This window comes from Vibrio sp. CCB-PB317, from assembly GCF_022808245.1.
Classification (GTDB): Bacteria; Pseudomonadota; Gammaproteobacteria; order Enterobacterales; family Vibrionaceae; genus Vibrio; species Vibrio diabolicus.
In genome coordinates, this window is sequence record NZ_JALGNU010000002.1 from 478,617 (window position 1) to 504,405 (window position 25,789).

20 protein-coding genes and 1 pseudogene are annotated in these 25,789 nt (G+C 45.9%); 13 read left to right on the forward strand and 8 right to left on the reverse strand.

Annotated elements, in window-relative coordinates; all coding sequences use genetic code 11:
• Window positions 1–14 precede the first annotated feature (14 nt).
• A complete protein-coding gene (gene gcvA / locus MTR11_RS11275) occupies window positions 15–941 on the forward strand; it encodes a transcriptional regulator GcvA (RefSeq protein WP_243327542.1) in 927 nt (308 codons plus the stop codon).
• A gap of 92 nt (window positions 942–1,033) precedes the next feature.
• Here gcvA and MTR11_RS11280 read toward each other — a convergent pair whose 3' ends face one another.
• Window positions 1,034–2,770, reverse strand: a complete 1,737-nt coding sequence (locus tag MTR11_RS11280; protein WP_237311287.1) for a BCCT family transporter — start codon at window positions 2,768–2,770, stop codon at window positions 1,034–1,036.
• 319 nt (window positions 2,771–3,089) lie between these two features.
• On the opposite strand from MTR11_RS11280, the gene MTR11_RS11285 reads away from it, so the two are divergent.
• From MTR11_RS11285 to MTR11_RS11315, 7 genes and pseudogenes are all read left to right on the forward strand, one after another.
• On the forward strand, window positions 3,090–4,277 hold the full coding sequence (locus MTR11_RS11285) for an aromatic ring-hydroxylating oxygenase subunit alpha (RefSeq protein ID WP_243327544.1): 1,188 nt from the start codon (window positions 3,090–3,092) through the stop codon (window positions 4,275–4,277).
• Between the two features lies 1 nt (window position 4,278).
• Window positions 4,279–5,715 carry an aldehyde dehydrogenase family protein gene (locus tag MTR11_RS11290; protein ID WP_243327546.1) on the forward strand — a complete coding sequence of 479 codons (1,437 nt, stop codon included), beginning with the start codon at window positions 4,279–4,281 and terminating at the stop codon, window positions 5,713–5,715.
• Between the two features lie 142 nt (window positions 5,716–5,857).
• Window positions 5,858–6,019: pseudogene (locus MTR11_RS11295) on the forward strand (rubredoxin); the annotation flags it as partial.
• Entirely contained in the window at window positions 6,008–7,291 is a 1,284-nt protein-coding gene (locus MTR11_RS11300) for an NAD(P)/FAD-dependent oxidoreductase (RefSeq protein ID WP_237309053.1), read from the forward strand. The pseudogene MTR11_RS11295 and the gene MTR11_RS11300, both read left to right, overlap by 12 nt.
• 12 nt (window positions 7,292–7,303) lie before the next feature.
• The gene (locus MTR11_RS11305; RefSeq protein WP_243327547.1) at window positions 7,304–8,620 is read left to right on the forward strand and encodes an NAD(P)/FAD-dependent oxidoreductase; all 1,317 of its coding nucleotides are present in this window, start codon (window positions 7,304–7,306) and stop codon (window positions 8,618–8,620) included.
• Window positions 8,617–8,967, forward strand: coding sequence for an ethanolamine utilization protein EutQ (locus MTR11_RS11310; protein WP_025768531.1), 351 nt, complete (start codon window positions 8,617–8,619; stop codon window positions 8,965–8,967). The genes MTR11_RS11305 and MTR11_RS11310 overlap by 4 nt, the downstream gene beginning before the upstream one ends.
• Before the next feature lie 402 nt (window positions 8,968–9,369).
• The gene (locus MTR11_RS11315; RefSeq protein WP_193447379.1) at window positions 9,370–11,415 is read left to right on the forward strand and encodes an EAL domain-containing protein; all 2,046 of its coding nucleotides are present in this window, start codon (window positions 9,370–9,372) and stop codon (window positions 11,413–11,415) included.
• 67 nt (window positions 11,416–11,482) lie between these two features.
• Here MTR11_RS11315 and azu read toward each other — a convergent pair whose 3' ends face one another.
• From azu to norR, 3 genes are all read right to left on the reverse strand, one after another.
• Complete coding sequence (azu, locus tag MTR11_RS11320; protein ID WP_005392455.1) at window positions 11,483–11,935, reverse strand: azurin; 453 nt, start codon at window positions 11,933–11,935, stop codon at window positions 11,483–11,485.
• Between the two features lie 362 nt (window positions 11,936–12,297).
• Window positions 12,298–12,948 (reverse strand): HAD family hydrolase, encoded by a 651-nt coding sequence (locus tag MTR11_RS11325; protein ID WP_005392456.1) that lies wholly within the window; start codon window positions 12,946–12,948, stop codon window positions 12,298–12,300.
• Between the two features lie 89 nt (window positions 12,949–13,037).
• A complete protein-coding gene (gene norR, locus MTR11_RS11330) occupies window positions 13,038–14,570 on the reverse strand; it encodes a nitric oxide reductase transcriptional regulator NorR (RefSeq protein ID WP_243327549.1) in 1,533 nt (510 codons plus the stop codon).
• Between the two features lie 190 nt (window positions 14,571–14,760).
• Between norR and norV the strand changes: the two genes are divergently transcribed.
• Genes norV through MTR11_RS11345 form a run of 3 tightly spaced genes read left to right on the forward strand, consistent with a single transcriptional unit; the run spans window position 14,761 to window position 17,804 of the window.
• Window positions 14,761–16,263, forward strand: a complete 1,503-nt coding sequence (norV, locus tag MTR11_RS11335) for an anaerobic nitric oxide reductase flavorubredoxin (protein ID WP_065645705.1) — start codon at window positions 14,761–14,763, stop codon at window positions 16,261–16,263.
• Window positions 16,264–16,272: 9 nt separating this feature from the next.
• Window positions 16,273–17,421 (forward strand): NADH:flavorubredoxin reductase NorW, encoded by a 1,149-nt coding sequence (gene norW / locus MTR11_RS11340; RefSeq protein WP_243327550.1) that lies wholly within the window; start codon window positions 16,273–16,275, stop codon window positions 17,419–17,421.
• A 44-nt stretch (window positions 17,422–17,465) separates the two neighbouring features.
• Complete coding sequence (locus MTR11_RS11345) at window positions 17,466–17,804, forward strand: DUF1971 domain-containing protein (protein WP_006742231.1); 339 nt, start codon at window positions 17,466–17,468, stop codon at window positions 17,802–17,804.
• A 129-nt stretch (window positions 17,805–17,933) separates the two neighbouring features.
• Here MTR11_RS11345 and manA read toward each other — a convergent pair whose 3' ends face one another.
• Window positions 17,934–19,151: a mannose-6-phosphate isomerase, class I gene (manA, locus tag MTR11_RS11350; RefSeq protein ID WP_413777598.1), complete on the reverse strand. Its 1,218-nt coding sequence runs from the start codon at window positions 19,149–19,151 to the stop codon at window positions 17,934–17,936.
• A 90-nt stretch (window positions 19,152–19,241) separates the two neighbouring features.
• The gene (locus MTR11_RS11355; protein ID WP_243327556.1) at window positions 19,242–21,149 is read right to left on the reverse strand and encodes a fructose-specific PTS transporter subunit EIIC; all 1,908 of its coding nucleotides are present in this window, start codon (window positions 21,147–21,149) and stop codon (window positions 19,242–19,244) included.
• Window positions 21,150–21,534: 385 nt separating this feature from the next.
• Here MTR11_RS11355 and MTR11_RS11360 point away from each other — a divergent pair, with 385 nt between their 5' ends.
• Entirely contained in the window at window positions 21,535–22,377 is an 843-nt protein-coding gene (locus tag MTR11_RS11360; RefSeq protein ID WP_006742228.1) for a helix-turn-helix transcriptional regulator, read from the forward strand.
• A gap of 34 nt (window positions 22,378–22,411) precedes the next feature.
• On the opposite strand, the gene MTR11_RS11365 is transcribed toward MTR11_RS11360, so the two are convergent.
• Window positions 22,412–23,188: a PTS sugar transporter subunit IIA gene (locus MTR11_RS11365; RefSeq protein ID WP_005463046.1), complete on the reverse strand. Its 777-nt coding sequence runs from the start codon at window positions 23,186–23,188 to the stop codon at window positions 22,412–22,414.
• Between the two features lie 8 nt (window positions 23,189–23,196).
• Complete coding sequence (locus MTR11_RS11370) at window positions 23,197–23,499, reverse strand: PTS fructose transporter subunit IIB (protein WP_243327558.1); 303 nt, start codon at window positions 23,497–23,499, stop codon at window positions 23,197–23,199.
• Between the two features lie 267 nt (window positions 23,500–23,766).
• On the opposite strand from MTR11_RS11370, the gene MTR11_RS11375 reads away from it, so the two are divergent.
• Window positions 23,767–25,638: a fructose-specific PTS transporter subunit EIIC gene (locus tag MTR11_RS11375; protein WP_021821967.1), complete on the forward strand. Its 1,872-nt coding sequence runs from the start codon at window positions 23,767–23,769 to the stop codon at window positions 25,636–25,638.
• The last annotated feature ends 151 nt before the right edge of the window (window positions 25,639–25,789 follow it).

Genomic DNA, 25,789 nt, shown 5'->3' on the forward strand with positions numbered 1-25,789 from the left:
TTACTGGAAGATACATGAAAATCAAACCCCTCCCACCTTTAAATAGCCTCGTTGCGTTTGAAGCGTCGGCGCGGCACTTGAGTTTTACGTTAGCCGCTGACGAGCTAAACGTGACCCAAGGTGCTATCAGTCGCCAAATTAGACAATTAGAAGAATACTTGGGCAAGGCTATGTTCACGCGAGCCAATCGAAGCATTAACTTAACGCCTACAGGTCTTCAATATTATCAAGCTGTCAGCCAATCTTTGCTCGATATTGCTCAAATCACGGGTGAAGTGAAGAAATGGCAGGGCGAACAAAAGATCACTGTTGCGACGACAAATGCAATGGCAGCCTTGTGGTTGTTGCCTAAGGTTGCTCAATTTCAAAATGAACATGATGACATCGATATAAGGATATTGGCCTCAGATAATGTGTTGGACTTACGCCGATTAGATTGCGATATCGCCTTGTTTTATTGTCGCACTCCACCTGCGGAAATGGACGTCACAACGCTATTTTCAGAAGAAGTATTCCCTGTGTGTAGCCCGCTTTATCTAGAGAAAATCGGCCAGCCTAGTGAGCCAGAAGACATCTTCAATAAAACGTTACTCTATCTGGAAGAGTCTCAAAGAGACTGGGTGAATTGGGAGCAGTGGTTTGCGAGTGTAGGATTGCCAAATATTTCGCCTCGTAATCGCATGAACATCAATAACTATCCAATGCTGTTACAAGCGGCAATTAATGGTCAGGGCATCGCGTTAGCCTGGGGGTCATTAGTGGACGACTATTTACAAAGCGGCGCTTTGGTTAGGCCAGTCGAACACGTGCTTTCAACACCTTCCAATTTTTCTATGCTTGAACCTAAAAATAGAGGTTTAATCCCAGCCAGCGTCAAACGTTTTAGAGAATGGCTTTTGCATCAGTTGCCAGATGAGGTGGGTGATCGAGGCTTAGCCTAATTCAATAAGCAGAGAAAATAACAGAGTTTGGTAATGTTAAAAAAGCGGGAATATCAGTTCCCGCTTTTTTAATTGATTGATGAAACGACGCACTAACTTAGTACTGGTCCCTGATTAAGTGTGGAATCATCTTTTAGTGAGGATGTTGAAGCGATAGGCTCGGAAACCACTGTTTTGCTTTCAACAAGCGGTTCAACAGGACCATCAAGTTTCTCTTGCTCTGGGTGAACATGCTCAGGCAGCATTGCCCATGGCTTAGGTTCGCGTCGAATACTATGGAACAGCGTTAAGCTCATCACCGCGATAAAAATGGCGATAGGGAAACCGGCAATAATGGAGGCCGTTTGCATTGCTTTTAAGCCTCCTGCGTATAGAAGCACTCCCGCAATGGCGGCGATCATGATCCCCCATAATACGCGTATAGACGTGGGAGGTTCACTGTGTCCAGCGGCATCGAGGGTACATAGAACTAAGGTACCTGAGTCAGCGGAGGTAATGAAATAAGTACCGAGTAATAAACACGCAAGTACGCTAAGTAGTTTACCAAACATACCTGTATCTAGATTGTCGAATAGCGTAAACAAAGCGCGTGTCGTATCGGCTTTAGTCGCTTCAAGAATCGGGCCGCCAGAAAAATCTGCAGGTGGTGTTTGTTTTGCTTCTTGTGCCGCAGTGACTTGCTCTTGATGAGAAACACGAGCGTCTTGCTCTACCTTCAACGCTGCGCCACCAAATACTGAAATCCATAAAAACGTGATCAGCGTGGGTACGATGAGAGCACCGCCGATAAGCTCACGTATTGTGCGCCCTTTAGAAATACGAGCTACAAACATGCCAACGAAAGGTGCCCAAGTCATCCACCAAGGCCAGTAATAAGCCGTCCACCAGTTTTGCCAGCCAGAGTCATTCTGTGCATCGCTCCATAAGCTCATACCGACAATGTTTTGTGCATAAAGCCCCGTGCTTTCAAGTAGCGTATTTAAGATATAGCGAGTTGGGCCAATATAAAGTACGACCAGCACGAGTGCGAGTGAAAGCAGCATGTTCCATTCTGATAAACGGCGAATACCTTTCCCTACACCAGATAGCACCGACGCAACCGCACAAGTACAAAGGGAAACGATAATAAAGAGTTGAATCCCCAAACTAATGTCTAGACCAAAGGCTTGATTCAAACCAGAGTTTATTTGGATAACTCCCATCCCCAAGGTTTGAGAGATACCGAAAGCAGTCACCGCGACTGTTAGGATATCAACCGTGTGCCCGATAGGCCCATAAATACGATCGCCAATCAAAGGGTACAAGATAGAGCGTAGGGTAAAAGGCAGATCTTTACGGTAGGAAAAGTAGGCTAATGCGAGTGCAACAATGATAAAGACAGACCAAGGATGTAGACCCCAGTGAAAGAATGTCAGTTTCATTGATGTTGTTGCGGCTTCATTGGTCAGGCCTTGAGTAAATGGGTTGTCAGCGTAATGCCACATCGGTTCGGCGACCGACCAGAAAATTAAGCCTATCCCCATGCCTCCGGAAAAAAGCATGGATACCCAAGACAAATAACTAAACTCTGGTTTTTCGTCATCTTTACTCAAACGAATATGTCCATATCGACTAACCATAAGATAAAGAAGAAAACCGACAACGAGTGAAACAAGTCCGATGTAAAACCACTTCATATTCTGCAGCAAAATGCCGGAAATCGTTTCGAAGTATTGGCCCGCTTGGTTGGCGAGAATGGCGCAGAAAAGTACAAAACCGATAACGACGATCTTTGATGCGATAGTCACAGTCGGATTGAGTCCTTTCAATATCCCAGATGTTGCTCTCATAGGCATCCCTCACAGTGCTTTTGTTTTAGCGTTATTGTTTGTTGCGTTATTGTTAATTTTTGAAAGAGAGTAGAGAGAGGGCTTTTGTGTTTCAACTGATTAATACTCATCGGTTAATGAGTATTAATCATGACAAGAAGAACCTTGTTAATTAAAAGGCTATTTTGTTGTTCGAGATCAATGCATGAATGACAAAAACTCATCCAAACCCGGCGAAAAAGTCGTTTGTTTGTTGCTGGGTTGTTAATCAAAATCATCTCCACTAACACAACACGATGTTGTACGCACTGGATGCAACTCGACTCTCGGAGATAAGAATATGAGCAATGTCAACCAAACCATTATTCCTGTTGAACTTGTTGATAATGTACTGAACCCAATCAGTGAAGCAACAGGAATGCCGAATCAGGCCTACACCAGCGAAGAGTATTTTACTTTTGAGCGTGATCAGGTGTTTGGTAACACTTGGGTATGCATTGGTTTTGCATCAGACCTGCTTAAAAATGGCTATGTGATGCCACTTGATTTCATGAATCTTCCACTACTCATGATGAGAAATCGTCAAGGTGAAGTCCAAGTCTTCCACAACGTATGTAGTCATCGTGGTATGAAGCTGGTGCATGAGGCAGGCGAAGTTCAAGGCATGATTCGCTGTCCTTACCATTCATGGACGTACGATCTTGACGGCAATCTAAAAGGCACACCACACATCGGTGGTATCGCAAAACACAAAGATGATCGATTTAAATGTGAAAAACACGGCCTTAAGCCACTTCGTTCAGCCGTTTGGATGGACATGGTATTCGTTAACTTATCGGGCAATGCAGAAAGCTTTGAAGAGCATATCGCGCCGCTAGAGCAACGTTGGCAGCAATTCTTAGGTGAAGAAGGATTAGGGCTTCTTCGCCGCGTGAACATGGGTGGCAACTTAGAGATAGAAGTGAAAAGTAACTGGAAGCTTGCCGTAGAAAACTACTGCGAGGCTTACCACTTACCTTGGGTGCATCCGAGTTTGAACAGTTATTCTCGCCTAGAGGATCACTACAACATCATGTTTGCAGAGCGCTTTGCTGGTCAAGGTAGTCTCGCGTACAACCTTTCTGATACAGCAGGAACACACTTACCTAAATTTCCAAGCTGGCCAGAAGATAAACTGCGTCATGCAGAATACGTTGCACTCTTTCCAAACGTGTTGCTTGGTATTCAAGCCGATCATGCCTTTGCAATGATGATTGAACCAATCACTGCGAATAAGAGTGTTGAGCACCTACGTGTTTTCTATGTGGGTGATGAAGCAACGAAAGATGAGTTCGCTGCGTGCCGTACTGCTACCGTTGAGTCATGGCGAGTCGTATTCGGCGAAGATATTGGAGCGGTCGAGGGCATGCAGGAAGGTCGTTACTCACCTGGCTTTGGTGGTGGTGTGTTCTCACCAGAAATGGATGTTCCGACGCATTTCTTCCAAACCTGGTTGGCAAAGCAAGTGAAAGCGACCCTGGAGCAGTAATATGATGCATTACCTTAATTATATTGATGGTGAGTGGTGCGATTCAGAGCAAGCGCTGACCGTCATGAACCCTGGCACAGCCGAAGCGTATGCGACGGTTGCAGAAGCCACTATCACCGATGCAGATCGCGCAATGGCAGCGGCACGTCGAGTAGTCAATCAAGGCCTTCTTTCGGACGTTCGTCCAGCCGTCAGAACCGAGTGGATGTTAAAAGCCGCCGCAGCTATTCGTGAAATGGTTGATGAAGGTGGGTTAGTTGCCTGTCGTGAAAATGGGAAATCTTTGCAAGATGCCAAAGATGAGTTTTTAGAGTCGGCACGTTACTTCGAATACTACGCTGGCATGGCCGACAAGCTGGAAGGCACGTCAATTCCGTTGGGTAAAGACTATGTCGACTTCACTCAATATGTGCCGTTTGGCGTGTCAGTGCAGATTGTGCCGTGGAACTTCCCCGTCTCCATTTGTGCACGTTCATTGGCACCTGCATTAGCTGCAGGTAACACAGTGGTTATTAAGTCGCCAGAGATCTCACCACTCGCCATGACACTGTTGATTAAAGCGATTGAAAAAGCGGGCTTCCCGAAAGGCACGATTAACCTGCTATGTGGGAAAGGCTCAGTCGTTGGCAGCCACTTGGTGCAGCATCAAGAGGTCGATCAAATTGTCTTTACAGGTTCGGTACCGACCGGCCAACGCATTCTGCAAGATTCAGCGCAACGCGCTACTCCATCGGTGATGGAGCTGGGTGGTAAATCGGCTGCTATCGCACTGAAAGATGCGAACCTCGAAACACTTTTGAAAAGCGTTCAGGTCGGTATTTTCTTTAACGCTGGTCAAGTTTGTTCGGCAATGTCTCGTTTGCTGATTCAAAAAGAGCGTTATGAAGAAGTAAAAGCGGCGGTTGTGGAAATGGCAAAAAGCCTAACCATTGGCCAAGGCGAAAGCCAGCCGGACATCACACCGTTGGTATCGGCTGATCAACAAGCACGCGTGCTTGAAATGATAGAGCAAGCAAAAGCCGACGGCGCAAACATCCTGACGGGTGGCTACGCACCTGATCTATCGGGTTACTTTGTGGCACCAACAGTGATTGAAGCCACGCCAGATATGCGCATTGCACAAGAAGAAGTGTTTGGTCCTGTTTTGGTGATTACACCGTTTGACACTGAGCAAGAAGCAATCGAGATCGCGAATGGCACCGATTTTGGCCTGGTTGCTGGTGTCTTTGGTGAAAGCCTAAACCAAACATTGCGTGTGGCGCAGCAACTGCGTGGTGGGCAAGTGTTCATCAATGAATGGTTTGCTGGTGGTATCGAAACACCATTTGGTGGCGTGGGCTTGTCCGGTTTTGGGCGAGAAAAAGGACAAGAAGCGATTTATAGCTATGTCCAGACACGCAATATTGCCATTCGTTTGCAGCAAGACAGCAACGTATAGCTACCGTGTAACTTGATTTTCATCACCTCGCACCGGCTTGGATTTCAGACCACAAGCTAGGGCGAGGTTGATGGAATCGCTACAAATCTGACAGTGGTTTGTAAACACGGAAATTCTGAACAAGGTAGTTGGAGTAAAAGTGATGAGAAAGTGGCTCTGTATTATTTGCGGCTTAATCTATGATGAAGCACAAGGTTGGCCATCCGATGGCATTGCACCAGGAACAGCATGGGAAGATGTGCCGGATGATTGGTTATGCCCCGACTGTTTAGTGGGTAAGGCCGATTTTGAAATGATCGAAATCACCGACGATGAGCCAGTAGAAGAGGTCGCGGCAGTGTCTTCGGTATCGGTAGGATCGTCTGTTCAGCCAAATTCGGCTCAGCCACTTCCATCTGAAGTCACTCAACCTATATTTTCAGCTGACCCTATCGTTATCATCGGTAGTGGCCACAGTGGTTACCAGTTGGCAGCGGCACTTAGAGCGCAATCTGAAACGGTTCCGATCACTGTCTTTACCGCTGATGATGGCGCACTGTACAGCAAGCCTGCCTTGTCTAATGCACTGGCCATGAAGAAAGATGGCGACGCGCTACAAAGTGAGAGCGCGTTGGAGTGGGAAAGCCGTCTCAATGTCCGCGTTTACCCGCATACCCGCGTTGAAAAGATCGAGCGTGCCAATTCAACGCTACACACCTCTATCGGTAAATACGCCTACAGCCGTTTGGTACTGGCAACAGGTGCATCACCGATTGAAATCCCAATTGAGGGCGATCGCTCTTGTGTTATGAGTGTGAACGACTTAGTTGATTACCGCCGTTTCAGAACCCAGCTACAGAACAAAAAGCGCATCGCAATCCTCGGCGATGGCTTAATTGGCTGTGAGTTCGCGAATGACCTGATCGAAGGCGGCTATGAAGTGACAGTTATCGGGTTAGGTCAATGGCCAATGGAGCGTTTGATCCCGCAACAGTTGGGTGAATCATTACAAAGCGCACTTGCAGATCGAGGCGTGCAATGGGCTCTACAAGACAGTATCGCCAGAATCGAGCCAAGGTCCGAATCCAGTGCGGTTTTACATCTGAACAGTGGCAAGCAGATTGAAGCAGACCTAGTGCTAAGCGCGGTTGGACTCAAGCCAAATGTATCGCTGGCTGAGCAAGCAGGGCTAGAAGTAGGCCGCGGCATTAAAGTAAATCAATTTGGCCAGACGAGTGATGAGAATATTTACTCGCTAGGCGACTGTGTTGAAACGGAGCAAGGTTGGCAGCCGTATATTGCGCCGATTAATCAAATGATTCCTTCCGTAGCGAAAAGCTTGCTAGGCGATGTCGCGTCAATCTCGTTAACGCCAACTCCTGTGATTGTAAAAACGCCGATTCTTCCACTCACTATTTTCCCGGTTGCCCCGAACGAACTGGGACAATGGTACATCGAGAGTCAGGCAGATGAATTGACCGCTGCGTTTTATTCTCCTGAGGGAACGATGCTTGGCTTTGCGTTGCTAGGAAGAAAAGTACAGTCATTACGTGGTCCTTGGCTAGATCAATTGTCATTGAAACTGTCAGCAGCGTAACGGAGAAAGAAGATGATTCATTTACCCAATGATGATGCAACATGTGGTTGGTACCATGCGTTGCCAAGTATTGCAGAAAAACCAGCGTTAAAAGGTAAACAAACTGCTGACTATGCCGTGCTAGGTGCCGGTTTCGCTGGACTAGCTATGGCAAGACGTTTAGCTGAGCTTCAGCCTAACGCACGAATTATACTGATTGATGCACAACGTATCGGCCAAGGGGCGTCAGGGAGAAATTCGGGCTTTGTGATCGATTTGCCCCATAAGTTTTCACTTGAGCATCCCGACCCTGAGCACAAACAAAAGTTATTATCGCTCAACCGTTCTGCGATTGCTCAGCTAGACACTTTAGTGTCGAAGCACAGTATTTCTTGTCAATGGTTAGCAAAGGGCAAATATCAAGGAGCCGTAGGGGCGCGCGGTGAAGCGTATCTCGATCACTTTGAGCACCTAATGAAAGACCTTGGCGAACCATACTTCCATGTTAATGGCAGTGAGCTGGCGAAAGTCTTAGGGACAAATTACTACAGCCGCGCAATTTACACGCCAGGTGGTTATTTAATGCAACCTGCTGCTCTGGTGCGTGGGCTAGGGGAAAGCCTTCCAGAGAATGTCGAGGTGTTAGAAAACTCGCCAATCCGCAAACTCAGTAAAGAAAACGGTTACTGGGTATTACATGGAGATAGTGGTTCTGTTGAAACCACTGAACTGTTACTTGGCACCAGCATTTTTACTCGTGAGTTTGGTTACCTTAAAAACAGATTACTGCCAGTGATGACGTTTGCAAGCTGGACGCGTCCATTGACCGACGCAGAAATGCAACGATACGGAGGTGAGCTGAATTGGGGTTTAACTCCAGCAGATCATGCGGGAACGACGTTACGTATGACCGCCGATCGACGTATTTTGATCCGAAATACTTACAAACACGTGCCGAAATATGGCTCAAGCATGAACGATAAAGTCAGAGAGCAAATCCGAGACGATCATCGTCAAGTCTTTTTGGCGCGTTACCCCGAGCTGGCCGACGTACCATTTACTCACACATGGGGTGGGGTATATGCCATCTCTCGTAACTTTACTAACTTTTTTGGTCAATTAGATGAAGGTGTTTATGCCAGCGCTTGTGACAATGGTGTTGGTGCTGCGTGGGGAACCATTTCTGGAACGCTGTTAGCTGACTATGTTGTTGGTGCGACATCTAAATCATTGGATGACATACAGCAAGTGACAGGAATGCCTTGTTTGAATCCGCCAGAGCCTTTTTTAGGCATGGGAGTAAAAACGCGTATCCAATTAGCAAAATGGCAAAGCCGGAGTGAGTTATGAAGCAAGTCAAACTCGTTGATAGTAAAAACCTAGATTTTAATGTTCGTGGTGATACGCCGGGAATGGCGTACGTAGCCCGAGCGTTAAGCCCAGAAATCTCACCAAACATTGGCGTAGGCTTTGCTAAATGGGAAGGCGCTCAAGTGGCTTGGACGGTGCTTTATGATGAGGTTATTTTTGTGATTGAAGGCTGTTTCGAGCTGACCGCAAATGGTGAGACACATTTTGTGCACCCAGGTCAAATGCTGTGGATCCCGGAAGGAACCGAGCTAGTTTATGGTGGGCATGCTCTATTCGGCTACGTGGTTCATCCAGGAAACTGGAAAGAGCTACACGGGATTGAATGATTTGTTTTACAGACGAGACAACGACTTGAAGTTCTACTCGTGCTAAATCAAAAATTGTTCACAGTGTATGTGAGCCAAATCAACTCGCTCGTCAAGGGCGTGTCACCGAAGCCTCCTTCTTGAAGTCATTTGGGTATATACATCAGTTTTAACGATAGCCATATCGAGATGCTTGGTATGGCTTTTATCGTTAAGGATAATAATCTCATTGGATCAAGGGGTATATAATCGTTAAATTGCACTTGCGACATCTTTGCGCTGTGACTGGCAATTCAAACTATTGTTTTAGCCAATAGAAACACTAAAAATTATCCACCAAATAATACGTTACTGAGTCTGGCCGTTGCATTTACGGCTGCCTATTTCGCAGCCGATGATTATTACTTAATATAAGAACTCACCATGCACACTCGTCGTGAACGCGTATTTGACCCCTTTCATCGTCTAACGGTATTTACAGATAAATGGCGATTTGGATCTAAATCTTATCTTACTGATCTCGCTTCTATTGCCTTATTGCTGTTACCGCTGACGCTATCTAACGCACTTGCCATCTTTCTTGGTCACGCTTCTAGAATCCTAGGGGTGTCAGAGGTTTCTCAGTTATTGTTCCATCTTTCTGATATTTTAATCAACTTATATCCCACAGCGTTTTGCATTGTGGCTGGTTACTATTTATCGCACAAAGTGAACGTGTCGAGCGCGATTATCATCATTTATTCGTTGGTCATGTTCTATTTAATTTCAATAGAGAATGACAGCCTTTCTAGTAATTACATGTTGCCGAATAACCCGTTATTAGCACTCTTTAGTGCAACGGTGTCATACGTTTATTGTAAAAGTTTCCGAATTGAGCTGCTTGATCCTCAAGCAATGGACTTCTCTTCTCGTCTTTTTAAAGATGTCTTACATTTTTTCGTATTCGTTTTATTTGCGGTTAGCTTATCTCATGTCACCGCAGCGGTGATGGATGCTTTTACTACAACAGTGGCTGGACTTAACTTTGATCCGCTGACGTTCACAGGAGGATTATTTTATCAATCCATCTTGAGCTTATTAGGAGCGGCGGGCATTAATGGTCACAACATGTTGTTTGCTATCAAGCAGCAAATATACGCTGCGACCGAAGCCAACATGGCTGCTTGGCAAACAGGCGAAGCGTCGCTTAACGTCATTAGCCAAGGTTTTTACGACGCATTTTTATCCATGGGCGGGTCAGGGAATAGCATCAGTTTACTCCTGTGTCTGTTATTGTTCGCTAAAGAGCGCAATCATATTTTACTGGCGTTAGCGGCAGCACCATTGGTGATGTTCAACATCAATGAAGTGCTGCTATTTGGGTTGCCTATCATCTTTAATCCTATTCTGGTCGTCCCATTTGTATTAGTGCCGCTGGTAAGTTTTATCATCACCTACTGCGCAATTGCTTCCGGCTTAATTGCGCCTGTTGAAAATATTGTGAACTGGATGACACCGCCTCTGTTGAGTGGTTATGTTGCAATGGGGCATCAGGTCCAGGGGGCGATACTTCAACTGGTGGTGATTGCGATTGGTGTACTAATTTATCGACCTTTTTATCTAGCCTATGCAGGCAAATATGTGGGGCAGCTTGGTGTAAGTAATACTTACAATGGTTTAGAACAATCCCTATTTAAATCACTACTCAGTAGTGTGAAAGATGCGAACACATCGAGTATCAGCAAGTCATCCGCGCAGAAGCGTTTAACTTCCATTCTTCGTGAAGGCGAGTTGGTGATGTTTTATCAAAAGCAGCATTCAACAAAGGATGCGGAACAGTATTCTTACGAAGCGCTTATTCGATATAAAGATGAAGATGGAAACTTACTTTCACCAACGTTTATTGAAGATTTTCACCGGTTAGATGCTATGCCACTGCTCGATAAACTAGTTCTCGAAAAGGTGTTGTCGGATATGAAGGAAATGGGATTATCTGATCAGCGAAGAGTGGCCATTAATGTTTCTGTTGCTACCATTCAACAAGTGGATTTTGTTCAGCATTTACAAGGCAGGTTGGTCTATTTTGGAATCCCGGCTGAATGGCTTGAAATTGAAATTACTGAAGAAGCCGTATTAGACAATGAAGTTTCTTTAACTAACACCATGAAAGCTCTACAGAGTATGGGAGTTCGTATCACAATGGATGATTTTGGTACGGGCTACGCATCGTTTCCTCATTTGTTCAAGTATCCATTTAACAAGATTAAGCTAGACAGATCGCTGCTATTGGACGCTAACGATCATCGTGGACGTCAACTGTATCGATTGGTTGCTAAGTTAGGACATATTGCAAATTGCGAGGTCGTAGCGGAAGGGGTGGAAACGCAGTCTGACTATGACTTTGTGCGGTCAAGTGGGGTTGATAAAGTTCAAGGATTTTACTTAGCAAGGCCTGTACCTTTGGATGAGATTATCCATCGACGTGCTTAACTAACGTGCAATAAAAAGGGAAGCGATGGCTTCCCTATAGTGAGTCTTGTTTTGACTTAGTTAGCTCTTATTTGAACTCAAATTTACCCTGCATGATCGCCCAGTGACCAGGGAACGAGCAGAAGAATGAGTAGTCGCCGCCAGCTTTCATTTTTTCAGTGCTGAAAGTAATGCTGGTGCTTTCACCGCCGCCAATCACTTTTGTGTGAGCGTATACACGGTCGTCATTTGGCTTCACGTAATTGTTTTCTGCACCTGCTGCCATGCCGTCCGTACCTACTGCTTGTAGATTAGCGGTATCTGCGATAACGACGTTGTGACCCATTGATTGTGCAGGCATTTTACCTGTGTGGTTTAGCGTCAGTTTTACTTCTTTACAAGTGGCTGGAACGCTCAGTGTTTTAGTAGAAAACTGCATCATATCGTTAGCATCTAGGGACACTTCACACTCGGCACTGGCTTGGGCACCAAAGCTCATTCCTACTAATGCGAAGGTTGCTGCTAATAAACGTAAAGACATATAACACTCTCCATTTTATATTTTGGGCTGACTTGGATTAATCTCATCCAATAGTTCTCATTATCAGCCAATTTTCACTCGAAAAACGTGCTTCAAGCGGTATATTGACGTTTTGTTGCAAAGTTGTACTGGTTAGTTCCACTATTTGATCACTCATAGGCCCTATTTCATGCGATGGCGTGAGGTAAATCAAAAAAGAAAGGAACACGCCCCGTACAGAGATAAGGTCTATCTTATTAAGCCTTTGGAGCAGTATCTTGGCATTTATTAGAAGTAGATTAGAGAAGGTGAGAGGAGAGGCTCAAGTATAAAAAAGCTCAGCCAAATTGCTGAGCTTTAACAGTTAGAGCGGCAGTTGACGTTTAGCGATTTTGCTTCAACGCATCTAACGCTTCATGTAATGACGGCACGATGGAATGACCAAATTGTTTTACCTCTTCGCAAGGTTCAACTAAATCCGGAATCTGATAAGTAACCATATTCGCTGCCACCGCTGCGCGAACACCGTTATTGGAATCTTCAAAGGCCAAACATTGGCTTGGTTCTACATCCAGACGATTCGCTGCCAACAAATAGATTTCTGGATCGGGTTTACCGTGGTTTACCTCGCAGCCTGTGGTGAGGTTGTCGAAGTACTTACTCAAACCCGCTAATTCCAGTTTGATTTTCGCTACCTCCTTTGCCGTAGAAGTCGCTACTGCGATTGGTAAGCCTTGTGCTTTCAGCCATTCTAGCAGCTCAACAACACCATTTTTCACTGGGATGGCTTGGTGTTTGACGACAGCATTGTAACGAGTACGCCATTCATGATGCAGGCGGTCTAGGTTCTCACCGTAGGCTTTGCGGAAAATTGCTTCAATACCTGCCGCATTGCGACCAATGATCGACAGGTAAACATCTTCATAAAACGGAAGGTTTTGGACTTCACATGCTTCTTGGAAAATACGCATACAGACGCGCTCAGTATCAAGGAGCAAACCATCCATATCAAAAATAGCAGCTTGGTAGTTCATTACATTACAGACTTTTCGATTGTGATGGTGCATTTTGACATAAGCGAGATAGATTTTCTTGCGGAATTCAAACCGTCCGTATCCTTTTTTTACTTTATACCTAACCGTTTGGCTAAGCGGTGTAAATTACCATTATCGAGTTCTAACTGACGTGCTGTTGCAGCCCAGTTTCCTTGATTCTGCTCTAGTGCTTTTAGAATCATGGATTTTTGGAAGGTGTCAGTGGCTTGTTTTAAACCAGCGTCTGACAGTTCAAATGAAGAGCTAGGTATACCTGGCTCTTCAGTGATGGGCTGATTGTTCGACGCTTTGATATCGAAATCTTGTTCCACCAATTCGATATCCAGCGATTGAGTTCTAGCTTTGGCAAGCACGCCCGCTCGTTTGATGACGTGTTCCAGTTCACGCACGTTGCCCGGCCAAGAGTAATCTTTAAGTTCTTGAACTAGAGTGGGAGAGAGTCGAACACTGTTCAGCCCCAACTTGCTGCGTAGTTGCTCTGCAAAGAAACCAGCCAGTAGCACGACATCGTCTTCACGTTCACGAAGTGGGGGAACATGAAGAGGGAATACACTCAAACGGTGGTACAAATCTGCTCTGAAACGGCCAGCTTTTACTTCTTCATGCAGAACACGGTTCGTTGCCGCCACAATGCGTGTGTTGACTCGAATATGTCGGTCATCCCCAACACGCTGGATATCGCCATATTGCAATGCGCGAAGTAGCTTGGCTTGCAACTCCAGAGAAAGTTCGCCAACTTCATCCAAGAATAGTGTGCCGCCGTCGGCTTGTTCGAACTTACCCTTGCGATTGCTGATTGCACCTGTAAATGCGCCTTTGATATGGCCGAACAACTCGCTTTCTGCGACCGATTCTGGCAGCGCCGCACAGTTAAGGTAAACCAAGGTATTGCTAGAGCGGCTAGAGCGATGGTGAATAGCGCTGGCAACCAACTCTTTACCAACCCCTGTTTCACCCATTATCAACACAGATAGCTCGGTATCTGCCACCGCATCGATTTGCTCTTGAAGTGCTTTCATCCCAGCCGATTTGCCAATGATTTCGTTGCTCAAGGTGCGTTTCTCAGTGTAAGAATCACGTGGCAAGCTGGCTTGTGTTTCTAACTGCTCCAGTAGTAGAGCAGTGTGCAAGCCACCCGCGGCTAACGCACTTACAAAGCGTAGTTCTTGATTGAGTAAACCATCGAACTGATTCGGATCGAAGGCATCAATAGTGATCGCGCCAATCAATTGATCGTCGATCAACAAAGGGAGACCAATACATGAATGGACGTGCAGCTTGTCGTCGTGGTTCGGAATTAACCCGTCATAGGGATCGGGTAAGTCGCTATTCGATGGAAACCGTACGATATCGCCAGCGCGTGCAATGGCTTCCAATCTCGGGTGTTGGTTTATAGAAAAACGGCGTCCCAATACTTCCTTTGCTAAGCCATTGATAGCCAGCGGCTTAAAGTGCTGATCTTCATACAAAAGAAGAGCAGAAGCATCACATTTTAATATCTCGCGAATCGTTGTTAATAAGGTATCAAATCGAGCTTGCCGAGTGAGCGCTGAATTTAGGTCTTGCGTGATGTGTAGCCATTGCGCGATTAAAGAAGTCATAGCCAATACCAATTGTGTCAATATGACTATTGTAGTGTCTTAATGACAATTTTCAACTGTGTCTAAATGACAGTTATTAAAGTTGTATTTTAATTAAATTATTGAAATATATAGCAATTAAAAGTTGGCATGCCCAGTGCAATACAAGAAGAAATTATTTTTGTTTATCCCGTCATTCAAGGTAGTAATTATGACAATTCACGTAAAAAACAACATCCACTGGGTAGGTCAACGCGATTGGGAAGTTCAAGATTTCCATGGTACAGAATACAAAATGACAAAAGGCACCAGTTACAACAGCTATCTTATTCGTGAAGGAAAAACGGTGCTGATCGATACGGTTGATCATCGATTCAGCCAACAATTTATCCAGAACCTAGAAATGGAAATCGATCTTAAGACGATCGATTTTATCGTCGTGAACCATGCAGAGGAAGATCACTCGGGCGCATTGTCTGCATTGATGGAGAAGATTCCGAACACGCCGATTTACTGTACAGAAGCGGCGATTGATTCGATTGTTGGCCATCACCATCATCCCGAATGGAACTTTAAAACGGTAAAAACGGGTGACAGCATCGATATTGGTAACGGTAAGCAATTGGTGTTTGTGGAAGCGCCAATGCTGCATTGGCCAGACAGCATGATGACATACCTAACTGGCGATGCAGTGTTATTCAGTAACGACGCATTTGGTCAGCACTACTGCGATGAACGCTTATTCAATGATGAAGTGGATCAAAATGAGCTGATGGAACAGTGTTTGCGTTACTACTCAAACATTCTAACGCCGTTCAGCAGCTTGGTAACAGCCAAAATCAAAGAAGTACTGAGCTTCAACTTGCCTGTCGACATGATCGCAACTTCACACGGTATTGTGTGGCGCGATAACCCAGTCCAAATCATCGAACAGTATCTAGAGTGGGCGGATAACTACCAAGAAGATCGTATTACCATCTTCTACGATTCTATGTCGAACAATACCCGAATGATGGCAGACGCGATTGCACAGGGCATTCACGATGTCGACCCGGGTGTCGCGGTTAAAGTCTTCAATGTGTCTAAGCACGATAAGAATGAAATTCTCGCCAATGTGTTCCGCTCTAAAGGCATCTTGGTTGGCTCGTCTACCATGAACAACGTCATGATGCCGAAGATTGCTGGCATGCTGGAGGAGATCACAGGTCTTCGTTTTAAAGCCAAGAAAGCCGCTGCCTTTGGTAGTTATGGCTGGAATGGTGGTGCGGTAGACCGTATCCACGCACGATTGACCGACGCGGGTTTTGAAACGGCAGTCAGCCTGAAAACCAAATGGCGACCAGATGGTAAAGCGATGCGTGAGTGTCGTGAACATGGTAAGAGCATCGCGAAACTGTGGGCGAAACATCCACTAACAAGTCCTGTTACGGCTCAGATGATGGCTGCGTCTGCACCGCAAGTTCAATCACAGCCCGTTGTACAAGTAGAAACGCAAGCCGTGGTCGAAAGGGAGCTTATTAATCCAAGCTCAGAGGCACATCCATCAGATTGCCAATGCATGATTTGCACCGTTTGCAACTGGGTGTATGACCCTGCTCAGGGTGAGCCTAATCAAGGAATAGAACCGGGTACCGTGTGGTCAGACGTTCCGGATTACTTCCTTTGCCCTGAGTGTCACTTGGGTAAAGATGTATTTGTTGAGTTCAAGGGTTAAGGAGCTGTGATGCAAGCACCAATTGTAATCATAGGCAGTGGCTTTGCTGCCTATCAACTGGTTAAAACTGTGCGTCGAATGGATGCACAGGTGTCAATTCAAGTATTCACCGCTGATGACGGTGCGGAGTATAACAAGCCCGATTTGAGCCATGTGTTCAGTAGAAAACAGACCGCGGGGGATCTGGTGGTAAAAACGGGAGAAGCGTTTGCCCAAGAGCACCATATTGAGTTATTAACCCACACTAAAATTGAGAGTGTGGATACGCAAGCCCAACAAGTGGTAGCAGATGGACAAGTTTATGCGTACTCCAAACTGATTTTTGCAACGGGCGCGAAAGCCTTTGTTCCTCCAATGCGAGGTGATGCTTCTGGCGATGTCCTAACGCTCAATTCGTTACAAGAGTATCAGCTCGCAGAAGAGCGAATCAGTCAAGCAAAGCGCGTAATGGTTATCGGTGGTGGTTTGATTGGCGTTGAGATTGCAATGGATATTGCGAGCAGCGGCAAAGCCGTTACGGTGGTTGAATCAAACCAACGCTTGCTTGCCAATCTTATTCCTGAGTTTGTGGCGTTGCCTCTGGAAAGCCAACTTAAGCAGCAAGGCATTCAACTGGCGTTGGGAAATGGGGTTGTTGAGGTGAATCGTACCGCCGATTCGTTGGTGGCGACTTTGAACAGCGGTGAAGTGATCGATACTGATGTAGTGATTTCTGCCGCTGGCTTACGTTCAAACACTCAATTAGCGAATGCTTGTGGATTAGAGGTTGGGAAAGGCATTGCTGTTGACGCTAAGCTGCAGACTTCTGCGAACAATGTATTCGCTCTGGGCGATTGCGCCGAGATACAAGGGCGTATGCTTCCATACCTTCAGCCAATCGTGTTGAGCGCTAATGTTTTAGGTAAGCAGTTGCTTGGGCAGGAAGCGCAATTGAAGTTGCCGCCAATGATGGTAAAAGTCAAAACGCCGAGTTACCCAATTCAGCTTGCCGGGGACTTCAGTGCTGTCGCGAATTGGAATGTGCAGATTTCTCAATCTGGCATCGTAGCAAAAGCTGAAAATGAACAAAGCATATTGACAGGGTTTGTTGTGACGGGCGAGCAAGTGGCTCAGGCTTTTCTGTTACTGCGTGAACTGTCTCAAGTCGCGCAATCGTAACTCGCTTCAAGCAGCACAATTTTATATTCAAAGAGGGTATAACCATGTCACATCTTCGTATTCCGAAAGACTGGACGGTTCAACGTTCGACGCCATTTTTTACCAAAGGCAGTGTGCCTCCAGCTCTTCTAACTCATCACAACACAGCCGAAGGTGTGTTTGGGCAGTTATGCGTAATGGAGGGGCAAGTCACCTACTATGGTTTTGCTGATGAATTCGCGACAGAGCCTGAAATGGTCGTCGTGATCAACGCAGGTCAGTTCGCGACAAGCCCGCCACAGTATTGGCATCGTATTGAAATGAGCGATGATGCACAGTTCAATATTAACTTTTGGTCGAATAAAGATAAAAGTGGACAAGCGATGTTCCACGCTAAGCAGTAAACCTTTCTAGACAATTTGATTATTGCGTGAATTTATCGGGAAAAGCGCATATTAAGTAAAAGAGCAGAGACGTTTCTCTGCTCTTTTTTGCTTATTGGCAGTAACGACATGTGAACTTAATCAGCGATATTAACTGTAAGCCCGTGCAACACGACCTTCGCAATTCAAGGTGTATTGTTTGGCATAAGCTGGGATGAAAACAGATTGGCCTTTATCTACTACACACGTTTCACCATTTGCGTGTGTAATTACGAGCGGGGAATCTAGCGGCAACAGGATTTCTGCGGTTCTTACATCAAGTGTTCGTTGGTTGGCCTGCTTTACAATCGCGAATTTGAAATCGTCGACGGGAATTGGGTATTCCAACATGTCGTTGTTTTCGATTGGTGCAAGCAGTAGGGTATCGAATGGTTTTTCTTCGAAGCGTGTGCATGCAACGAGTTCTTTTATGTCCATATACTTCGGTGTTAAACCTGCGCGTAGCACATTGTCTGAGTTCGCCATGATCTCAAGCCCCGTCCCTTTCAAGTACGCGTGTGGCGTTTCTGCATCCAAGAACATCGCTTCGCCTGGTTTCAGCGTGATAACGTTGAGTAGCAAGGGCGCAAACAAACCAATGTCGCCCGGGTATTGCGTTTCTAACTCCAAGATCAGGTTGAACAGAGGTAAGTCGGTGATGCGAGCTTGTGCCAATAGCACCGTCAACGCCATCTCTTTCTGTTCGCCTTCCAGTGACAATAGACCGAAGAAGAAGCTCGCCAATCCTTTGGAAGTTTGATTGTCGATAAGGTCATCCACCAAGCCTTGCAGCTCAGGAATCGCCAGCTCAGAAAAGAAGCTGATGATTTCACTGGTTGGGCGGAAGCCATTCATCGCTTGGTATTCGGTTAGCGCGTAAACCAATTCTGGTTTGTGGTTTGGATCTTTGTAGTTACGGTTTGCAGCGGTTAGGGGAATGCCTTGTTTTTCTTCCAGTGCAAAACCTAGTTCTGCTTGTTGCTTGTTTGGGTGCACCTGAATCGACAGCGCTTTCTCAGCGGCAAGCACTTTAAACAGGTACGGAAGTTCACCAAAACGGTTTGCGACTTCTTCACTCAGAAAAGCATTCATGTCTTGAGCAATCAGTGAAGAGAGTTTGGTCTCCTCGCCGTTTACCATCACCACTGAGCAACCGTTTGGATGCGCACCCATCCATACTTCTGCTTGCGGTTCGCCCGTTGGGTTTTCAATGCCAAACAGTTGGTTAACAGAAGTAGTACTGCCCCAAGCGTAGTTTTGAATCACGTTGTTCATCAGGAAAAACGTCGGATGCGCAGCTTGAGTTTGAATCGTTTTTGTATCGGACATCGTTAAATCAGACATAGAGTGTCACCATGAGAGAAAATCATGGCTTGGGCGACATTGCCCAAGCCATAGGAGCCATTTGGGGGAGGGGGATTAAGCGGCTGCTTGCATCATTTTTGCTTTACGTACTTTCTTCAACGTTACACACGTTACTGCGGTAACCGTTGCGCCAGCTGCCATACAAATCAGAGCAAGGACTGGGTGGTTCATCGCGCCAAGTAGAGCGACCACGGGACCGCCGTGAGCAACGCTGTTGGTGATGCCGAATGAGAACGCCATTACTGCCGCCACCATTGAGCCAAGTACGTTTGCAGGAATCACTGACATTGGATCTTGCGCCGCGAATGGAATAGCACCCTCAGAGATACCAACCAGACCCATTGCACCTGCTGCTTTACCTGCTTCGGTTTCTGATTCTTCGAACAGGTCGAACTTACGACCAAGCGCCGTTGCCAGTGCCATGCCTAGAGGAGCAACAGGGATTGCACACGCCATCGCACCCATAAATTGAGTTTGACCGCTCGCAATCATGCCCACAGAGAATAGGAATGCGACCTTGTTGAATGGACCACCCATATCGAAGCCAGCCATACCACCAAGTACGATACCCAGTAGAACGACGTTACCTGTACTCATGCTAGTGAGTAGCGCAGTCAGACCATCCATTAGGCTTGCGATTGGCGCGCCGATAACGAAGATGAATAGACCTGCGATGAATAGCGAACCTGTGATTGGTGCGATCATGATTGGCACCAAAGGTTGGATGAATTTGTGGTAGTTAATCGACGTAATCCACTTCACGAAGTAACCCACAAGCAGACCTGCGATGATGGCACCGATAAAGCCTGTACCAGCGTCTGCGCCGTAGAAAGAACCATTATTTGCAATCCAACCACCGATCAAGCCAGGAGCTAGAGCTGGGCGGTCAGCAATCGCGTAAGCAATGTAACCGGCAAGGATTGGGATCATCAGCGTAAAGGCAACCACACCGACGTTGAGGATTTGGTTCCACATGCTGCCTTCAGGAATCGCCATGCCCGCTTCACTTGGCTGACCGCCTACAGCAAGAGCAAGGGCAATCAACAGACCACCGGTTACGACGAATGGGATCATGTGTGATACGCCATTCATCAAGTAGCGATATAAGTCAGAACGAGCTTGAGAAGCTTTGTCGGCAACCGACGCTTGAGTATTGCCATTGGACTCAGCTTGGTACGTCGGTGCGTTTAACGCTTCATTAATCAGTCCTTGAGCATCGCGGATTGGGGCTTTTACGTTGGTTTTAACCACGCGTTTGCCCGCGAAGCGGTTCATGTCAACTTGCTTGTCACATGCGACGATGATGGCATCTGCACGCTCGATTTCTTCTGCGGTTGGGCTGTTTTTCACACCGATTGAACCGTTCGTTTCAACCTTGATTTCGTAACCCATTGCCGCTGCACCTTTCTCTAGCGCTTCTGCTGCTAGGTAGGTGTGAGCAACGCCCGCAGGACAACCGGTAACACCAATGATAAAACCTTGGTTTGCTGGAGAATCTGTCACTGATTGCGGTTCTTCTTTAGCAAGAAGGAGTGCCAGTGCGTCTTGGTTGTTTGTTGCGCCTAAGAACGCATCGATGAAACCATCTTCAATCAGTTTTGAAGACAGTTCTGCAAGTACTTCGATGTGGTGGTTATCGCCACCGTCTGGAGAAGCGATCATGAAGAACAGCTTTGAAGGTAAACCGTCTTCCGCGCCGTACTCGATACCTGATTTGCTTACGCCGATCACAACCGCCGGTTCAATCACAGCGGCGCTTTTCGCGTGTGGAATTGCCACGCCATCTTCAAATCCGGTATTTCCTAATTCTTCACGTGATTTTATATCTTCAAGAAATTGTGTTTGGTCAGAAATACGACCTTGGGCATGAAGAACGGCAACCAGTTCTTTAAATACGTCTTCTTTTGAAGACGCTTTAAGATCAAGCTTAATTAAGTCTTCATTTATTAGTTTGGTGATCATTGTCGAACCCCTATAAATATAATTTTTATTTCAGGGGTATTTTTAAATTACTGAGAAAAAGACTGTAGTGAAGAAAAAATGCATTTACTGGAGGATTGTAACCGGCTAACTATAGTGTGATTTAGATCGTTCGCTGGACAAATCTAGCTGCATATCTGTGACATGATGGATAAGAAGCTAAACGATAAGTGAAATGTGGCTTTGCTCCTATTTAAAAAGGGATTGAGTGTTTTTGATAGAGTTTTTGTTACTGGAAAATTGATGCGTTAACTGGATTTTTGTAACATTAAAATGGAAGTGTGATTTTGCTCAATAGCACAAAAGTCCAGTCCGGTGTATATCTATAGTAAATAGCATCATTGATGCATATATAGAGTGTGAGACAATGATTTTTCATGATTTAATTTCAGCGGTATTAAATGAAAGAGAGCCATTTCATAATATTTGGTTTGCAGGAGATTTTCATACGCCGCCTGAATTTAGCTATCAAGTTAATTTCCCTCGCCTAGAGTTAGTTCTGGATGGGGAATATATTAATGAAATGGAAAGTCATGATCGAAAAGTAACGCACATCGTTGCTAAAAAAGGCGACGCGATATTTATTCCACCTAACTGTTGGAATAAACCAGACTGGGATACCGATTGCTCAGTGTTAAGTATTTTGTTTGGGCGTCGACAACTTGGGTTAAGTTTGGTGAGCAAACGCAAAGGTGAGGCAAACTTTTACGATATTCAAAAGCATAGCATCCAAACACGCTCAGGATTTGCGATAGATAACATCTTAGAAGCGTTGAGCTCACTAGCTCGTGAGAATACTAAAAAACCAATGGATGAGCTTTTACTGCAAGCATTACTGCAATACGCGAAGACGATGTTGGATGCACCAGTCGAGCAGCAGTCACATAGCCGTGTGCAAGATCTCTATCAAGGGATTTGTATCTACATTCAAGAGAACTTCCATCGCCCAATCACGCGTGACAGCATTGCGTCGAGATTCAGTATTTCCTCGAACCATTTGTCGCGCTTGTTCCGTCAGCAGGGGCACATGACCTTGGCAGACTACATTACTTGGGTACGCGTGGATCGTGCGAAGTTTATGCTCAAGAAATACAACTTCAAACTCAATGACGTGTCAGTGCGCTGTGGATTTAAAGACGTGAACTATTTCTGCCGAGTATTTAAGAACCGTACAGGCAGAACGCCGACGGAATATCGTGGTTCGATTTAAACCTTCAGTCAGAGTGCGTAAATCATAGAGAAGTTTAGGCGAGCAGCCTCGACATGGCGTACATCAGCAGCGCTTGTAAGTCGACGCTGCTTTTTGTTAGTAGTAGGCGTTCCGCCATTTGATCGGTAAGCAGATTTCGTGTGAGGTTAGTGGCCGCAATGATCTGTTCTCTGGTCGGCTTTTCTGGCATCACCAGTGCTATAGCCAGATGAACATCACCCATCTTTGAAGCCCAATCCATCGACTTGTCATTTGCAATAACGGCAATGGAAATATGGTCAACACCTGAAAACATCACATGCGGTAGAGCGATCCCCGGAGTCACGCAAGTTGATGAACGTTCTTCGCGTTTAATAAAAGCAAGAATCAGTTCGTCGGGATGAATGGGGTGGATCAGCTGAGCTAATCCTTTAAGGCATTCAAACTTGGTGAGCGCGGTATGCGCTTTGGCGTAGTGCCATTTGATTTCACAAGGTGGGCAAATTTGCGGTAAACGCTCGGCCAGTTGGCTAGAAAACTCATAGTTGATATGAGATCCCACCACCGTAAAGTGTTCAGCAATCATGTCTTTGATGACGAAGCAGGCCAGCTCTGCGTCAATGCCAATAGCTGTGATTTGACACAAATCACCTTGTTGTAGGCCTGCTTGCAAAATCGCCACGGACTTGGTGAGTTCCGCAACACGATTTTGCGTTACATTAATGATATGTAAGGTACTTTTGAACTTCTTTGCCACTCGATTGAGTGGCTGAGCAAGGTGCGCACTGGCATTTGCATTATCGACGAAAAAGGTGATTTGGTATTCGTTCATCTGCAAATTTAGTCGCGGCAGTGGACGAGGAATACTTTGTCGACGTTCAGCAAAACCTCTTCAATGGGGATTTGAATTTTGCGCGCCCCTTCGAATCGGCCAGGTTGTTCTATCTCAATATCCGACACGATCAAAACCCGATCCGCTTGAGCAATATCGTGAGGAGTGAGCTGATTCTCTATCCCCATCGCACCTTGCGTTTCTACTTTAATTTGCACGTTATGTTTTGGCGCAGCTTTCATTAGTGCATCTGCCGCCATATAAGTATGAGCGATGCCTGTAGGGCATGCTGTCACCGCTACGATTTTCATGTTCTATCCATTTTATTTTTTGTGGATATTAGCACAGCCACCGCAGATTGAATTGATTTGAGCTGGATTAACGCAAGAGCTCTATCACAGTTTGAATCTCATGTTACATTAATCCAGTTAATGCACTTTTAGTCCTATATATCAAAGGGTAGGCACTGGTTAATCTATGCCCAAATAAAATGAGTAGGAACGCATACGAGCCAGGGGACCCTGTATCTCAAACTCACTTGGGTATATATTCGAGCGTGAATATTGGAAGGTAAAACAATGGACATCACAAACCTAATTGAGCTGGAAACGATATGTTTAGATCTAAAAGCTCAAACCAAAGATGAAGCGCTCAAAGAGCTGGTCGAGATGTTAGAGGCCGCCGGCAAGCTCAATAGTCAAAGCCAGTTCTTGGCAGATATCTGGAAACGAGAAGAGATCGGTAACACAGGATTTGATGATGGTATTGCGATCCCTCATGCCAAAAGTGATGCTGTAGCGAAACCGGCTGTCGCGGTCGGGATCAGCCGCAGTGGGATTGATTATGGCGCCGAAGATGGCGAGCTGTCCGATGTGTTTTTCATGCTGGCGTCTCCAGATGGTGATGATCATCATCACATTGAAGTATTGGCACAAATTTCCACCAAAATTATCGAAGACGGCTTTGTTGAAAAGCTCAAACAGGCTCAATCGCGAGAAGAAGCGCTTGAGATGCTGACTGATATTCAAACCCAATCCAATGAATTTCTCCCAACTTCTTTAGAATTTGCATCAGAACCCCTGAGCCCTTGGGCGCAAAAACTTGGCCGCATTAAAGAGCACTTGCTGTTTGGCACATCCCATATGATCCCGTTTATCGTTGCGGGCGGTGTGTTGTTGTCATTGTCGGTGATGATCTCTGGTCACGGTGGTGTACCACAAGAAGGAATTTTGGCCGATATTGCCCAAATGGGGATTGCTGGCCTGACATTGTTTACTGCTGTTCTTGGCGGTTACATTGCTTATTCCATTGCCGACAAGCCGGGCCTTGCACCGGGTATGATTGGATCTTGGATTGCGGTCAGTCATTACAATACGGGTTTTTTAGGTGCAATTGTGGTCGGCTTTTTTGCTGGCTTTGTCGTTTGGCTATTAAAGAAAATTCAGCTACCAGACAGCATGAGTTCGCTTGGCTCGATTTTTATTTATCCGCTAGTGGGGACGTTTGTTACTTGTGGCGCGGTGATGTGGGTGATAGGTGCTCCGATTGCCAGCGCAATGACCACCATGAACGAAGTGCTGACGGGCATGGCGGGCTCAGGCAAAGTAATGCTCGGAACTGTGCTTGGGGCAATGACCGCGTTTGATATGGGCGGCCCAATTAACAAAGTGGCGACGTTGTTTGCTCAAACTCAAGTGAACACGCAACCATGGTTGATGGGCGGGGTCGGTATTGCGATTTGTACGCCGCCATTGGGTATGGCACTAGCCACGTTTTTGGCGCCGAGTAAATTCAAGCGAGATGAACGCGAAGCGGGGAAAGCCGCAGGTATTATGGGGATGATCGGTATTAGCGAAGGTGCGATTCCTTTTGCCGCTGGCGACCCTGCACGAGTATTACCCGCTATTGTGGCGGGTGGCATCGTCGGTAACGTGATCGGCTTTATGTTCCACGTAATGAACCATGCACCATGGGGCGGTTGGATTGTTCTCCCTGTTGTGGATGGAAAAATTGGTTACATCATCGGCACGATTGCGGGCTCAGTTACCACGGCATTGATCGTGATTGCACTAAAGAAAACCGTCACCGAAGATGAGAGTTACACAGGTCATTCTCAGGTATATGGTTCCGTTCAAGGCGAAGGTGAGGCGGATGTTTTGGCGGTTACATCTTGTCCATCAGGTGTGGCACATACGTTCTTAGCGGCGAAGTCATTGGAAAAAGCGGCTTGTGCACTCGGCATTAAGATTAAAGTCGAAACCCAAGGGGCGAATGGCGTCATCAACCGAATTACCGAGAAAGACATCGAGAAAGCGAAGTTTGTGATCTTTGCTCATGATGTCGCGATCAAAGAACCGGAACGTTTTCGAAAAATAAAAGTGTTGGATGTGACGACCAAGGATGCCATGTTGAACGCTACGGCTTTGTTGCAAGCACGTAGAGTGTCTTAGCATTTTACTTCTGAGAAATTTTTCCTTAATAACCCTCTGACTGCTTCGGTTTTTACTCCAACATCGTGGTCCGCTTTTATTTGTGCCGCGAGTGAAGGATAAATTACGAGTAATGTTTTCAATTCTTTAGTAGAATGTTACAAAACATTTC